The following is a 14,827-nucleotide window of genomic DNA, read 5'->3' as shown; positions in this document are numbered from 1 at the left end:
GCTCCTTTTATTGACGTGTGATCCGCGCGGTCAACCCGCCACCTGCCTGAACGGATCGAGACCCAGATCGATCAGGCGGCGCTCACGCACCACGATCTCGGCGCTTGCCGTCATGCCGTAACGCAGTGGATAGCGCGTGTCGGCAATCTGGTAGTAATCCTTGTCGAGCGTGACGCGGCCTTCGTAGACCGGCTGCTTGTCCGTCGAGGACGGTTTGGTGGCCGGCGAAATATAGGCCAGCGTGCCGCTAATCAGCCCATAGCGCTGATAGGGAAAGGCATTGAATTTCAGCTTGACGGGCAGACCTTCGTGCAGAAAAGCACGGTCGTGTTCGGCAATTTCGATCTTCAGCACGGGCCGCGCGTCTTTGGGCGCAATGCCGCCGAGCGGTGCGTTGGCCTGAATCTTGTCGCCGCGCTGCGTCGACGTGACGTCAGTGATGACGCCCGAGACCGGCGCGAGGATCAGCAGGAAATTGTCCTTGTCGATATTCTCGAAACGAATCCGCGCGGCCGCCTCGGACACCAGCCGCGCGCTTTGCAGTTGCAGGCGCAACTTGTCTTCCGCGTCGGTAATGTCGCGCACCGCCGAATCGTATTGAAGCTGCAGGTCGGTGGTCTGCTGGCCGCTGGTTTCCAGTTGCGCATTCGCCTGCGCATATTCGTGGCTCAGGCGGAAATCCAGTTCCGCGAGTTTCGATTGCGCGACACGGTATGCGTTATCCGCTTCCATCGCCGCGGTGCGTTTCTGCTCCACCTGCAATTCGGCGATGCCGCCGCCGCCCGGCTGCGCAAAGAGCCGCGAGTAGCGGTCCAGTTCCTGACGCGCCGCTTCACGCGTGCGGCGGGCATTGTCTAGCACGCTGCGCGCTTCGTCGAGTTCGGCCTTCTGCCCCTCCGCGAGTTTGGTCGTGCCTTCGGAAACGCGATTTTCGTGCTGGCGCGCTTCCACTTCCATCTGCGCCTTCAGCGCGGCGGCTTTGCGCTCCATCAGCGCCTTCTTCTCGGGAAACTGCTTCCAGTCGCGCTCGGCGTCTTCCAGTTTGAGCTGTGCTTGCAGCGCATTGCTGGCAGCCTCGATCGCGCCGCGCGCATTGAGCCGCGCGAGCACGTCGCCTTTCGATACGGGTTGCCCTTCGGCGATATACAGATCGGCGAGTTCGCCGTCGATCGGCGCATAAATCCGGCGCACCTCCGATTCGGGCGACAACGTGCCTTGCGCGCTGACGATCACGTCCGCGCGCCCCACGAACGACCACAGCAGGCCGACCACGACGAGCGCGACCATCGCCCAGATCAGCGCGCGCGCGAGCCGCACCGGCTCCGCCATCAGAATCGCAATGCCTTCGACACTGTGATCCTCCAGCGCCTCCGACAACGGTCTAGGGTGACTGTCGCGTTTCACTCTGCTCGCCTCCGATCAATGCCAGCTTCGCTTTCAGAAGTCCCGGATCCAGCACCATGCGCAACTCCGTCAGCGAGCGGCGCTGCAAATTGGCTTCGGCGTCGATATCGGCGAGCAGACGGTCGAAGTCGGCGGGATGATCGGCCTTCAGTTGCGTGTAGATGCGCGTACCCTGTTGCGCCGACGTTTGCGCATCCGAAAGCAGACGCGCCTCGCTGCGAAATCCCGGCGAAATACCCGCTTCGAGGCGCTGCGTTCCGCCGATCGATCCACTCGCGCGGTACTGCTTCCACAGGCTTTGAGCGCGCAACATCAGGTCTTGCGCACGCGCCAACGCTTTGTCGTGCAAGGCGGCCACGTCTTTCTGAATCGACTGCAGGAACCACACGTCTATTGCCGGATCGAGGCTTGCGTAGAACGACAGCAGGCGCTGGTCGTAATCCTTGTCGCCGCGCGTTTTCTGCAATTGCGCATACTGGTCGAGCAGAGCCTTCTTGTGCGCCATTTCCGCAGCGAGCACATCGGACCACGGCCCGGCGGGCATGGCTTGCAACCCGGCTAGTGCCTGTTGTGCGTCACCGTGCTGCCATGCCGCCGTCACGGCGTCATGGCGAGCAATGACATCGGGTGACGGCAAACGGCTGGCCGCCAGTTGCTGAAACTGCGCCTGAAACGGCGGCGTGCTGAAATGCGCCGCTTTCAGCATGGCGAGCAATGGCGTCAGTTGCCGGCTCAACGCGGCATTCAGCAAATCGGTGTATTGGCGCAAATCCTGGCGCACCCGGTCAATGCCCGCGAGGCGCGGATAGCGCTGCGCGTAATCGTCGAGCACGGGAGGCAGCGCAGCGGGTTTGTCGCGCGCCAGTTCGGTGCGAATCGTGCCATTCAGGCGGTCGATGGCGGCCAGATAAACCGAATCGTCGCTTTCCAGTTTGCGCAGATGGCTCAGTGCCTGCGCATAGGGGTCGGCGAACACGGGCACGTAGGAAGCGATCCGGTCGAGCGCGCGTTGATGGCTCTTCGCGTCGTCCTCCCAGCGTTGCAGCAGATTGCCGATCTTGCCCTCGTCCGTGTACATGCGAATCGGCGCTTCCATGCCACCGCGGCTCGCCACGAAGCGTTCCAGATCGCCAACCCACTGCAATTCGCCGATCAGAGACGTGGCATCCACATTGTTTGTACTCAACGATCTCATCTCGTTGAGCAGCGCGTCGGCCTGATCGAACTGCGCCTTTTCCAGCGCATTCAGCCAGTTGGGCACTTTCGCCTTCAACAGCGCTTCACTCGCGAGCGCGCTGACTTTCGTGTCCGTGGGGTGGCTCGCCAGATAGCCCTTTGCCGTGGTAACCGCGCTGCTGTAATCGCCGCTTGCCAGCAGATTCTTTAACTCGCGCTCCGACGAACCACGCATGTAGAGCGCCGAGGCGACCGCCACCAGCACCACCCCGGCCACGCCGCCCCACACCGCAATGCGCCGCACGCTCGTGCGGTCGCCGATCGCAAAAGCCTTGCCGAGTTCGCCCACGAGCAGGCGCCAACGTTGCGGTTTGCGCTTGCCCGCGCCTGCATGCGCGGCGCCATTCGCTCCGCTCGAGCCGCTCGCCACTTTTTCCGTGCCCGTCGGCGTATCGCGTTTCGCGTGCGCGGACGGGGACTGCGCCGCCTCGTTGACTTCGTCCTCGCGTTGCAGACCGGGGTCGACGCAAAAGATATCGAGGAAGGAATGCGCGGCGCCAACGAACGTTGTCTTGTCTGGATCGCCGGCTTCGTCGGCGGCCGGGTTGAGAAAGAGTTGGGTCACGGTGGGCTCGACTTCAGGGGGCTTCTGCAGCGTCACCCTGTAGACGAAGTGATCTCCGCCAAATGCAACGAGGTCTCCCTCTACGAGCGGCAGCGCGGATTCGTCCAGTCGCTTTCCGCCGACGAATGTGCCGTTGGTGCTGCCGAGATCTTCGACATACAGCTCACCGCCCTTCAGAAAGATGTGGGCGTGACGGCGCGAAATGTAGTTGACCTGATGCGGATAGCGGTCCTTGTAGCGCGAAAAGACGTCGTCTGTTTTGCTGACGAGAAACGGAAACGCCTGTACCTCAATGGGTTGCAGGCCGAGGTCGTCGCGCTGCGGCACAAGCAGCAATCCCGGCGCGGCGGGAGAAGCGGCGGCCGCCACGATACGCGCGCGCGGCTCGATGCTCACCCGGTAGCAAAGCTCGCCGCCGAAGCACAGTTCGTCGCCGGCGCGCACGCGGGCCGGCGTTTGCCGCACCGCGACACCGTTCACCGTCGTACCGTTCTTGCTGCCGAGGTCGGCCACGTAGACCGCGCCGTGTTCCGTGAAAATCCGCGCATGACGGCGGGACAGGCGCGCAATCCGTTCCGCGGGATAGTCGGTAAAAGGTGCCTCGCTGCGCCCAATTGCAAACAGATTGTCGACGATCCGGATCGCGTCAAGCGCGGGACGCTGCCCGGACGCAGCCGGCGACAACACCACGTCGAACGCAGCGTCTTCAGTCGCGCGTATCTCAGCAATCGAAGCTTCGCCGGCAGCCATTTTATCTGGATCACTAAGCGTTTACCCGTTGCGAGGAGCACGCAACGGAAACGGGACAAAGGACTACGGCGGAAAGATATTGTTTGAGTGAGCCGCGCATTAGGCGGCCCCTTAAAGATTGTAAGTCACACATGGCGAGTGTCAATTTTCCGATCGTCGGTTATGAAGGCAATGAGTGCGTCAGTTACAGCCGAAATACCCCCTGCGGCGCGCCACATTGCGGATTAGCTCAGTGCTCCTTTACTTCCGTCTGCACGTCGACGCTCGGCCAACCGCCGCCCAGCGCTTTATAAAGCAATACGGTGTCGGACAGAATTTGCTGATGGTTGGCGAGCAGTTCCTGTTGTGCTTCCAGCAAAGTCCGCTCGGTTTCGAAAACCTCCAGCTGGGACACCACGCCGAGTCGTAACTGCGACTGGATCTGGTCCGCCACGATTTGCAACCGCGACACTTCCTGCTGCAACTCCACGCGCTGTTCCTTGTGCGAATTCACATTGACCAGCGCGTTTTCCACTTCCTCGAACGCGGCCATCACCGCCACGCGATACTGCTGTTCGGCAACCGTCGATTGGGCCTGCGTAACTTTCACATGTGCCCGCACGCCCGGATCGAGCAGCGGAATGTTGATGCTGGGCATGAATCCGTACGTGAAGGATTTAAGCAGGTCGGTCAACGCAAAACTGGCAGTGCCGCCGTGCGCAGTCAGGCTGATGGTCGGCAATTGCGCGAGCTTGGCCTGGCCGACGAGGTCGTAGGCTTCCAGCACTCTGAACTCAGCGGCGACCACGTCGGGACGCCGCGCGAGCAGTTGGGCGGGCAGGCCGTCTGGTACGGGCGGCAGTTGCACACGCTGCTGCAAATGCCCCTTGGGCATCTGAAACTCGCCAGCCGGCACGCCGAGCAACGTGCAGAGGGCGTTGTTGGCAAGCGCGCGCGAGCGGCGCAGCTCGAGCAACTGATTGGTCAGGCGGTTGATCTCCGCCTGCTGCCGCAACACCTGGGTTTGCGGCACGAGGCCGTTGCGGCGCTGGCCGTCGTAAATCGTGAGGATCTGCCGGTTCGTTACGAGCGTTTTCTGCTGCTGCTCGATCTGGTCGTCGAATTGCAGAATCTGGAAGTACGTGCTGGACACGTTCGACACCAGTTCGAGATACCCGGCGCGCCAATCAGCCTCGCTGGCGTGGAATTCCGCCTTTTGCGCCTGCACGCCTTTTTCGACTTTGCCCCAGATATCGATGTCCCAGTTCACCTGCGTCGCGAGGTTGTACTGCTTGGAGAAGGTCTGGTGCGTGGTTTTTTCGAAATCGGCGCCGGCGCCCAAATCCATGGTCGGCAAGGCGCCCGCTTTGGCTTCGCCGATCTGCGTGCCGGCCACGTTGATACGCGCTGCCAGTACCTTGATGTCGAAGTTACCGGCAATTGCCTTCGCGATCAGCGTGTCGAGATAGGGATCGTGGAAACCCTTCCACCAGTCGGGTTCGATGGTCGCGGCCGCCGACACCGGCGAGCCCTTCTGATCCGACCAGGACGTTTTGGCGGGCGTGTCGGGACGCTTGTAGTCGGGCATGCTCACATCGACGCAGGCCACCAGCGAGAGCGCGCAAGCCGTTGCCGCGCAAACGCAGCGCAGCACCGATATCCTGCGGGCGAGGCGCTGACGAGTTGATGAAAGCAACGCTGACACGATGGTCTCCGATAACGCCCGTTTCAATGCACGAGGAGAACGCACCCTTTAAGTAAAGCATCTCCTGCGCGGCTTCACCATCGAAGCGATGCAAGAAGATCGGTGCGGGGTTCGTGCGGTGAAGCGGGGGGGCGCGTGGAAAGAACGATTGGCTGCGAGATCTTTTTGAGGAGCGGGCGGTAAGAGCCCGCGGAGGCCGTCTCGCCTCCGCGGCGGCCTGCGCCGTTTAGTGCACGTTGATGTTGTTGCTTGCGCTCACGTGCGGATCGATCGTGGTCGTGATGCCGGAGACGAACGCTGCGTTGTTGCCGTTGGCGTTCTGAATGTCCAGTTGCGTGTTGATCAGTTGGGTGGCATTGACCGTCTTGCTGTTGTTCGGCGCGTACATCGGCATGAAGTTGAAGTACGACGACGAAGGATAGTAGCCCATGCCACCGCGCACGGCGCTCATGGCCTTGCTGTCGAGTTGTTCGGTGATGGACAGGTCTTTGATGGTCAGCGTGTTCATGGTCAATCTCCTGGAAGGGAATACTGCACAGTTTGCGGTTGGGTTCGAGCAACTTGTCTGCTCGAGTGTCACTAATGCATGGGCTGTGCCAGTCTTCCTTTTTTCTCCTAATAAATTTGTCGGAGCGCCGTAGATAAAGGGTTGCTGGGTGGACCGGGAGACGGATCGCGAGAGAAGCGGAGAAGCGGTGCGCGGAGGATGGTGGATCGCGGCCAACATACCGCGCGAAGCTGTTGGTTGCGGCGTAACACCCGATTGCCGGAGCGTCACGCCGCGGATTGCGTCACCGCGCAATGACGGTGATCTTCTTCGAATACACAGGCGGATTGTGCGGGATATGCATGTCGTCGCCCATTAGCAACTGCAACGTGTGCTTGCCTGGCGGCAGCTGAATCGTGGTCTCCGTTTCGCCCGCACCGAAATGCAGATGGTTGCGATCCGACGGAATTTCCTGATCCATCGGCGGCAGGTCGGTGTCGATCAGCAGATGATGGTGGCCGGTATTCGGATACTTGACGCCTTTGGGCGCCACGCCCATATACCGCAGGCCGAACCACACCTTGAATGGCTTGTTGGCCGGGACGACCTGGCCGTCGTTGGGATAGCCGATATATGCATGGGCACCCGCCGGTGCGGGCGTCGTACCCGCAATGACGACATTTGGCGAAGCCAATGCCGCCGACATGACGAGCGCCGCGGCCGCGATGATCTTGTACATGGAGGTCTCTCCGTCCTGACGGATCCGCTTTGAACGAACGGATCGCGCTAGTCTTTTAGCACGGTGATGGTGATCTTCTTCGAATACACGGGCGGCACATGCGGCACGTGGTTGTGATCGCCGAGAATGAGTTGCAGTGTGTGTTTGCCCGGCGGCAACTCGATCCGCGCGTCCGTCTCACCCGCGCCGAAGTGCAGGTGATTGCGATCCGATGGGATTTCCTGATCGAGCGGCGGCAGGTCGGTGTCGATCAGCAGATGGTGATGGCCGGTGTTGGGGAACACGACGCCCTTCGGGCACACGCCCATGTTCCGCAAGCCCATGCGCACCCACAACTTGCCGCCGTGAATCACCGCGCCATCCGGTGGCCAGATGATGTATTCCTCCGCGCCCGGCGGCGAAGTGGTTGACTCGGCCAGCGCCAACGCGCCGGGCACCATGTTGCCGAACACGAGGACAAGCGTCGCGCGCAGCGCCTTGCGCCGCGCCTCGCGATGCGCATTCGCTCCATGACGCACGTCGGTAACAACGGGGGTAACGGTTCTTCGCATAGCGCACTCTCCCGACGAATGGTCATGGCGACCCGACTGCACGACGCAGGCCGGACGTTTCGGCTGGACGCCACGGGCGCACGCGCGGTTGGACAGCCGCCCCTGGATAAAACGACCGTGCCACCTTACTTTGTGAATTAGCTTAGGACGTAACTTGCCAAAAAGATACGCCACACTCGTTAACCGTATAACGCATTCGGGGCATGCCGACTGTTGTGGCGCGCAAAGCGCGTGCTATCGTTATTAAGAGGTTGCAGATGGATGGTCGATAGCGGCGTCGATGCTTCGCGCCTTTGACTCCAGCAACTGCTGCGAGTAGCGCGGTCCTCGATTGCCTATGTTCTGTCCGGAACAAACAGGATGTGAAGATGTGGCGAATATTCATGCTGGTGTGCATGGCCGGGGCAATGCAGGCGCATTGGGGCGATGCTTATGCGGCGCCGCAACCTGATGGCGTCGAGCGGGGCGCGAATGCGGCGAACATGGCGACATTGCCGCTCACTCCGTTCACGCCACAATCAGGCAAGCAGTCTTCTCCACGTATTGCGCTAGTGATTGGTAACGGCGCGTACGGTGCCGATCACGCCGATCGCGCCGAACTTGCGGACCGCACCGACACGCAAGTCGATGCACTGCGTGAGAACGCCCCACGCGATGCCGAAGACATGCGTGACAGGCTGAAAACACTCGGCTTCGACGTGATCATGCGTACCAACGCGACGCCGCAGCAAATGCGCGAAGCCATCGGTGAATTCCATGAGCGCCTGCGGTCAGGCGGCGTTGGCCTCTTTTATTTCGCGGGACACGGCATGCAAATCGGCCCGCAAACACTGCTCATCCCCGCGGGACTCGATTCTCGCTTGCCGGCTGCCGTCGTCGGAGCGGGCGTCGATCTCAACGCCGTATTGCAGGCAATGCGCGCGCCGCGTGACGGCCAGTTCAATCTCGTGATCCTCGATACGTGTCTGAACAACCCGTTCTCGGCGGACGTGGCGGGCAATACGTCCGCGCTTCCGGACAACACGGTAGTGGCCTACGCGACCGCGCCTGGCGGTTTCGCGGCGGACGGCGTGCGTCATGGCGTCTACACGAATGCATGGCTGCACGCGCTCGACAGCGCTCCGTCGCAGCCCCTGGCGAATCTGTTCCAGCGCATCGCGGCGCAGGTTCGCGACGTAACGGGTGGCGAGCAAACGCCGTGGCTGGCTTCCTCGCTGCCTCGGTCGTTGCTCGTGTCCGATGCTGCGTCCGCCGCTCTGGACAATCCCGTGATCACGCTGCGCAGCAGAGGCATCTTGCCGAAAGACAGCAGCGAACAATACGAAATCACATTCTGGAATTCGATCAAGGACAGTAATTACCCGGGCGACTACGAGGCGTATCTGAAGGCCTATCCAGGCGGCCGCTTCGCCACGCTCGCTCACGCGCGCATCGAACGTTTGCGCGCAGCGGGGGCGTCGAGTTCGCCCTCCGCAGCCACACCTGCCGCGCCTTCCGTGGCACCGGCGCCACAAGCAGCACGGCCAACGCCGCCGCCCAGTGCGCCGGCACCGAAGCCCATCGCAAGCGCCGCCCCGCCGGCCGCGCCACCTGCGGCGGCGGTAACGCAAAAGCCCGTCACGCATACGCCGGTCGCCGGCGAAAGCCGCGATTGCGCCACCTGTCCGATCATGATTACCGTGCCTGCAGGTTCATTCTCGATGGGCAACAGCACCGACGATCCATCGGAAAAGCCGGTACATCACGTGAGCATTGGTGCGCCGTTCGCGATCGGCAAGTACGAGGTGACGGTGGAGCAGTGGAACGCGTGCGTGGCAGCCAACGGCTGTCAGAAACTCACACCCGAAAGCAATACCAACAAAGCCGCCCCAGCGCGCGATCTCAGTTGGGACGACGCACAGCAGTACGTGAAATGGTTGAGCAAGAGCACCGGCAAACCGTACCGTTTACCCACCGAAGCGGAATGGGAATATGCGGATCGCGGCGGCACCACGACAGCCTACTGGTGGGGCGACCAGATGCGCAAAGGCAACGCCAACTGCAAGGACTGCGGCGACCCGTGGCACAAGGAAGGACCTGAGTCCGCCGGCTCGTTCGCGCCGAATCCGCTTGGCCTGTACGACATGAACGGCAGCGTGTGGGAATGGACCGCCGACTGCTGGCACAACTCCTACCAGGGCGCGCCTGCCGACGGCCACGCATGGGACAGCCCCGGCTGCGACATGCGCGTGATTCGCGGCGGTTCGTGGCGCGAGGGCGGCGGCTATATGCTCAGCGCGACACGCTTCAAGTACAGCTCGGGCGTGCGCCAGTCGCAGGATGGCTTTCGGGTCGTCAAGGATCTCAAGTGACTGGTGTGAGTTGTCGGGCCCGCGCCCGGCTCGCCACCGTCAAGCAAGCCGCATCCAAGGTGCGGACTTAGGGCGAGCGTGGCTTCGTCGTAATCGGCGCGAAATCGGCGACGATGTGATCACGGCCGTATTTGCCGCCGATCTGTGCGAGCCTCGCGTCGAGCGCGCGCAGATAATCGGCGCGTGCTTCGCTTTCCGGACGCGGCTTGTCGAATAGCGGCGCCGGCGTAATCAGCAGCACGACCATCTCCGATCCGAACGGCTTTGAAATGATCCAGTCCCCCGCGCTGCCGATGGTGGCGGCGTAGTGCGGCGGCGCCTGATTGTCCTTTGCGCGCGGGCTCGGCACCATGTGCACGACGCTGCCGTCGAGCTGGTAGTAGTCGAGGTTCACATACGAGTCGTAGCCCGGTGTGGTGACGTCGACAACGAGCGGGTCGCCATCGCTCAACTGTCCGCCTGACGGCCTCACATGCAAGGCCGCAACGTGTCCGGCCTGCATGTTGCCGACCCAGTAGGGCGCGAGCGCCTTGATGGTGTCGCACTTGTCGTCGGCGAGCGGCTCGACGGCCAGCGTCAGCGTATCGACACCCGGCAACGCCGCCAGCGTGTCCTTCAGATGCGCGGTGCCGTAGCGTTGCGAGACATAGCCGCGCACCGTCAGCGAATGGTCCTGTACTGAGGCGGACAGCGCCGAACAGGGCACTTGCGTCAACGCGGGTGTGATGGCGGCGAGCGTGAGCGCCGGCTTCGGCGCGGGCGTGGGTGGCGTGACGGGCACGGCCGCGACCGGACTTGCCGGGGGTGCCGTGGCAGGCGCCGCCGCGACGACATTGGCCGGCGGAGGCGGCGCTGCCGCGGCAACCGGCCCAGAGACCGTCTCAGCCGCAGACGACGAAGCCGTCTGCTCCGCCAAAGCCTGCGACGCGCCCGCCGGCGTCTGCGCCCCGTTCTGCCGGTTCGGCGCCGAGCGGAATGCGAACACCCCGACCGCCGCCGCGCACACCACCGCGAAACTCGCGAGTCCCACCTTCGCCAACGTACCCGACTTCTCCGCGCGCGCCTCGTTGTCGAACTCCGCGATGAAGCGCTCCACGCTCGGCATGCGCGTATTGCGATCGAACGACAGCGCCGAGCGCAGTGCGCGCCATTGTCTCGAGTCGAGATTGGCCGGCCGCTGCGGTTTGAAATCGGCATTGCGGGCTTGTGTCGCCGACAACCGGTCGAACGGATGGTGGCCGGTCAGCAGCTCATACGTGATGCAGCCGAGCGCGTAGATATCGTCGCGCGGATCCGGCTCGCGGTGCTCGATCATTTCCGGGCTGGCATACGCGGGCGTCAACGCGCCGAGGCTGCCCGGATCGAAAACGGTGGCGTCGCTCTCTTCTTCCGGACGCTGAAACACGCGAGCGATGCCGAAGTCGATCACTTTCACTTCAGCATTCGTCGTGAGAAATACGTTGGCGGGCTTGAAGTCGCAATGCACGAAGCCGCGTTCGTGCGCGTAAGCGAGCGCGCTGCTCATGCCGCGCACGATCGGCAGCGCGGCGCGCACCGGCATGCCCTGGTAGCCCGGCGTGCGCAGCAACTGGCTGAGCGGCTTGCCGGACAGGTACTCCATGGTCAGATAGACGATCGGCCCGTCGCGGTCGAAGTCGTACACCGTGATGATGTTGCGATGCGCGAGCACCTGCGCCTTGCGCGCCTCGCGCTGTAACGCGACAAGCGAATTGGGGTTGCCGCGGAATTGGACGTTGAGCACCTTGATCGCGAGGTACGGTTTGCGATCCGAGGCCTCGAGCTTGCGCAGGTCGAGCGCCTTGTACACCGTGCCCATACCGCCGACGCCCAGGCATTCCTCGAGCACGAAGCGGTTATTCAGCGTGTCGCCGGTTCCTTTGATCTGGTCCTGTCCCGTCGCGCCGCCGTTGCCGTTGCCGTTACCGGCTGCGTGGGATGCATTGCCGACGCTACCGGCACTACCCGCGCTCGCCGAGCGCACCGATGGAATTTCGACTGTGGTCTGGATGCCCGTTTCGTCGCCGCCCGCAGCCACGTTCGAAACGCGCAACTGTTCGATACGCCGCCGCACTTCCACATAGAGATCGTCGGGCAACGGTGCTTTGCGCTGGGCGGCGCCAAGCATGTCCAGCAGCTGCGTGGGACCGAGTCCCTCGGTCGTCAACGTGCTGTCGAGTTGAGCCACGAACTCGTCACGGGACAGCTCGCCGTTCTGAAAGTCGTGAATCACACGCGCAAGGCTAGCCATTTGTGCGAAGCACCGCCGCTGCCGTTGGGCCGGATCGCATGCGATCCCAGCCTCTCAGGCCGATAGAAAACCTGTCGTAACCAGTTACATGTGCCGCTTCGATACTAGCTCCAGGTCCGTGCTTTCGCAAACCAGGATTGGCCCGCTGCCTGCGCGCTGAACCGGTGTCGTGGGAAATCCAACAGCATGACGAGGTCTGTCGGGCGCACGCCGTCAGCCGCTCATCTCCCAGATGCCGCGATGCGCCACCACCAACCTCGCACCGCCACGCGAAAGCCTTACGCAGCAAGCCTCCTCCAACTTTCTTAGGAACCTTGAATAAAACTGGCACAGCCCGTGCATTAGTGACACTCGAGCAGACAAGTTGCTCGCAACCTTTCCCAGGCCAATGCCCTTTCCCTTCAGGAGATTCACCATGAACACGCTGACCATCAAAGACCTCTCCATCACCGAACAACTTGGCAGCAAGGCCATGAGCGCCGTGCGCGGTGGCACCGGCTACTATCCTTCGTCGTCGTACTTCAACTTCAGCCCCGTGTTCGCCCCGAACAACAGCAAGAAGGTCGATGCCACGCAGTTGATCAACAACGAACTGAACCTGCAGAACGCCAACGGCAACAACGTCGCGTTCGCCTCCGGCATCCACTCGACGGTCAACCCGTACGTCACCACGAGCAACAACATCCACGTGTAAGACGTGACGCGGCGAGGCGCCCGGCTCTCCGGCGCGCTTCACCGCCCGCCGACTACCCGCGTCCTGCGCGTACCTTTGGAGAAGCACCATGTCATCCCTCATGATTCGCGATCTGTCCGGCACCCGCGAGCTCGACCGCCGCGCCATGTCGGCGGTGGCCGGCGGCACCGGCAGCAGCGTGCCCGGCCTGCCCTCGGTTGCCGGCCTTGGCGGCATTGCCAACGTCAACGTCTCGATAAACCAGAACCTCAACCAGATGCAATACGTCAACGTTGCGGCACTCAACAACGTCGGCGTGATCGGCGCGGGATTCGTGCCGCTGCACCTGAACGTGAGCCCTTCGCTCTGGGGCGCTAACTACGCCAACGTCTGACGGCTCGCAGTAGCGAGGGCCGGGGGGCCTCACTACTGCCGGCAGGCCGTCACCGTCCGGCGAGCCGTGGATAGATTTCCTATACTGATAGTGCGAGGAGACCTCAGCACATGTCACAAGACACCCGGGCGGCAGCCGGCAATTCACACCGGCCAGCCGCTCGACTTCTTTCCTGGAGCCACCATGGCGAGACTCATCATCAAGGACCTCACCGATAGCGTCGAACTCGATCGTCAGGCAATGGCCGCCATTGTTGGCGGCGCTCGTATTGGCGCACGGCTGAATGTGGCCGCGCCGCTGGTGCCGGCTTCCGCACGCGTCGTCGAGTATCCGCCCGGATTCCCCGCGGCGCACCAGACGATCGCACGCGCGGCCATGCAGCGCAAACCTTAAACCGCGCGAACTCTCAGCGCGATATTCACGGAAGCGGCACGCGTCACACACGCGTGCCGTTTTCTTGTGCTGGAGATGGAGCGCTGCTGCCCGACAGCCCGCACGCGGTTGGTCGGGCCTTGCCGAACACTTCCTTGCCATTTCACCGTCCCCGGACGTCATGTCGATTAGGCGCATGCCGTCTCGCCCCTGCAGGCATTGCGTTGACGCCTCGCATACGGTTTCCTCGCTCAACGCGCGCAATTTGGCATAGCCCTTGCAGATGATGGACTGAGCACCGCACCGTGCTCTCCCATCCAACTTCAGGAGCAATGCCATGAAATCCGCCCTCATCATTAAAGACCTGCCGCGTTCCGCGGATCTCGCCCATGACGAACTGACGCTGACCGCCGAACAGATGAAAGCTGTTCGCGGCGGTCGTTCCGTTGTCGTCACTGTCGACGGCGGCTCGCAAGCTCACGTCGACGACTTTGGAATCAACACCGCCATCTTCGAAGGACGCATTAGCGGCACCTACCTGTAGGACGCGCGAGATGTCCGCAATTGGAAACAGGCCCCCTGCGCGACCACGTTGCGCAGGGGGCCTGTCCGTTTGATCGGGTCAATGCCCCCGCCTACCGGCCGATCGCGTTCAGGCAATCCGCGCTGACGACAGCGCGACAGCCAAGCCCCCTTGCCGCGAATTTCGCGCGCTCCGCCTCCAACTCCCGCTCGACAGTTTCCAGCGACTTCGCATTCCCGAAGTCGGCACACGCGCGCGCCGATGCAGCGGGGTTCTCCGCACCTGGTGTCGTAAGAGATCCAACAGCATGACGTGGTCTGTCGGGCGCACGCCGTCAGCCGCTCATCTCCCAGATGCCGCGATGCGCCACTACCAACCTCGCACCGCCACGCGAAACCCTTACGCAGCAAGCCTCCCTCAACTTTATTAGGAACCTTGAATAAAACTGGCACAGCCCGTGCATTAGTGACACTCGAGCAGACAAGTTGCTCGCAACCTTTCCCAGGCCAATGCCCTTTCCCTTCAGGAGATTCACCATGAACACGCTGACCATCAAAGACCTCTCCATCACCGAACAACTCGACAGCAAGGCCATGAGCGCCGTGCGCGGTGGCACCGGCTACTATCCTTCGTCGTCGTACTTCAACTTCAGCCCCGTGTTCGCCCCGAACAACAGCAAGAAGGTCGATGCCACGCAGTTGATCAACAACGAACTGAACCTGCAGAACGCCAACGGCAACAACGTCGCGTTCGCCTCCGGCATCCACTCGACGGTCAACCCGTACGTCACCACGAGCAACAACATCCACGTGTAAGACGTGACGCGGCG

13 protein-coding genes and 1 pseudogene are annotated in these 14,827 nt (G+C 62.5%); 7 read left to right on the top strand and 7 right to left on the bottom strand.

The window, feature by feature from the left end:
• Positions 1 to 30: 30 nt before the first annotated feature.
• From BLW71_RS30945 to BLW71_RS30920, 6 genes are all read right to left on the bottom strand, one after another.
• Complete coding sequence (locus BLW71_RS30945) at positions 31 to 1,404, bottom strand: beta-barrel domain-containing protein (protein WP_091806201.1); 1,374 nt, start codon at positions 1,402 to 1,404, stop codon at positions 31 to 33.
• The gene (locus BLW71_RS30940; protein ID WP_091806198.1) at positions 1,382 to 3,955 is read right to left on the bottom strand and encodes an FHA domain-containing protein; all 2,574 of its coding nucleotides are present in this window, start codon (positions 3,953 to 3,955) and stop codon (positions 1,382 to 1,384) included. Before BLW71_RS30940 ends, BLW71_RS30945 begins: the two co-directional genes overlap by 23 nt.
• 229 nt (positions 3,956 to 4,184) lie before the next feature.
• Entirely contained in the window at positions 4,185 to 5,639 is a 1,455-nt protein-coding gene (locus tag BLW71_RS30935; RefSeq protein ID WP_091809082.1) for an efflux transporter outer membrane subunit, read from the bottom strand.
• Between the two features lie 226 nt (positions 5,640 to 5,865).
• Positions 5,866 to 6,147 carry a hypothetical protein gene (locus BLW71_RS30930; RefSeq protein ID WP_091806195.1) on the bottom strand — a complete coding sequence of 94 codons (282 nt, stop codon included), beginning with the start codon at positions 6,145 to 6,147 and terminating at the stop codon, positions 5,866 to 5,868.
• 283 nt (positions 6,148 to 6,430) lie between these two features.
• Positions 6,431 to 6,865 carry a DUF4399 domain-containing protein gene (locus BLW71_RS30925; protein ID WP_091806192.1) on the bottom strand — a complete coding sequence of 145 codons (435 nt, stop codon included), beginning with the start codon at positions 6,863 to 6,865 and terminating at the stop codon, positions 6,431 to 6,433.
• 47 nt (positions 6,866 to 6,912) lie between these two features.
• On the bottom strand, positions 6,913 to 7,416 hold the full coding sequence (locus BLW71_RS30920; protein WP_091806190.1) for a DUF4399 domain-containing protein: 504 nt from the start codon (positions 7,414 to 7,416) through the stop codon (positions 6,913 to 6,915).
• A gap of 368 nt (positions 7,417 to 7,784) precedes the next feature.
• Between BLW71_RS30920 and BLW71_RS42975 the strand changes: the two are divergent.
• Both BLW71_RS42975 and BLW71_RS42970 read left to right on the top strand, forming a co-directional pair.
• A pseudogene (locus BLW71_RS42975) lies at positions 7,785 to 8,630 on the top strand (caspase family protein); the annotation flags it as partial.
• Positions 8,631 to 8,648: 18 nt separating this feature from the next.
• A complete protein-coding gene (locus BLW71_RS42970; RefSeq protein WP_502686860.1) occupies positions 8,649 to 9,767 on the top strand; it encodes a formylglycine-generating enzyme family protein in 1,119 nt (372 codons plus the stop codon).
• A 67-nt stretch (positions 9,768 to 9,834) separates the two neighbouring features.
• Here BLW71_RS42970 and BLW71_RS30910 read toward each other — a convergent pair whose 3' ends face one another.
• Positions 9,835 to 12,036: a serine/threonine protein kinase gene (locus tag BLW71_RS30910; protein WP_091806184.1), complete on the bottom strand. Its 2,202-nt coding sequence runs from the start codon at positions 12,034 to 12,036 to the stop codon at positions 9,835 to 9,837.
• 415 nt (positions 12,037 to 12,451) lie between these two features.
• Between BLW71_RS30910 and BLW71_RS30900 the strand changes: the two genes are divergently transcribed.
• From BLW71_RS30900 to BLW71_RS30875, 5 genes are all read left to right on the top strand, one after another.
• Entirely contained in the window at positions 12,452 to 12,730 is a 279-nt protein-coding gene (locus BLW71_RS30900; RefSeq protein ID WP_091806179.1) for a hypothetical protein, read from the top strand.
• Positions 12,731 to 12,818: 88 nt separating this feature from the next.
• Entirely contained in the window at positions 12,819 to 13,103 is a 285-nt protein-coding gene (locus BLW71_RS30895; protein ID WP_091806164.1) for a hypothetical protein, read from the top strand.
• A 183-nt stretch (positions 13,104 to 13,286) separates the two neighbouring features.
• A complete protein-coding gene (locus BLW71_RS30890) occupies positions 13,287 to 13,496 on the top strand; it encodes a hypothetical protein (RefSeq protein ID WP_091806176.1) in 210 nt (69 codons plus the stop codon).
• Positions 13,497 to 13,812: 316 nt separating this feature from the next.
• Positions 13,813 to 14,019 carry a hypothetical protein gene (locus BLW71_RS30885; protein WP_091806173.1) on the top strand — a complete coding sequence of 69 codons (207 nt, stop codon included), beginning with the start codon at positions 13,813 to 13,815 and terminating at the stop codon, positions 14,017 to 14,019.
• 515 nt (positions 14,020 to 14,534) lie between these two features.
• Complete coding sequence (locus BLW71_RS30875) at positions 14,535 to 14,813, top strand: hypothetical protein (protein WP_091806167.1); 279 nt, start codon at positions 14,535 to 14,537, stop codon at positions 14,811 to 14,813.
• Positions 14,814 to 14,827: the final 14 nt, after the last annotated feature.

Source organism: Burkholderia sp. WP9 (genome assembly GCF_900104795.1).
Classification (GTDB): domain Bacteria; phylum Pseudomonadota; class Gammaproteobacteria; order Burkholderiales; family Burkholderiaceae; genus Paraburkholderia.
Note: the sequence above shows the minus strand (reverse complement) of the source record. Positions and strands in the feature narration are given on the sequence as shown.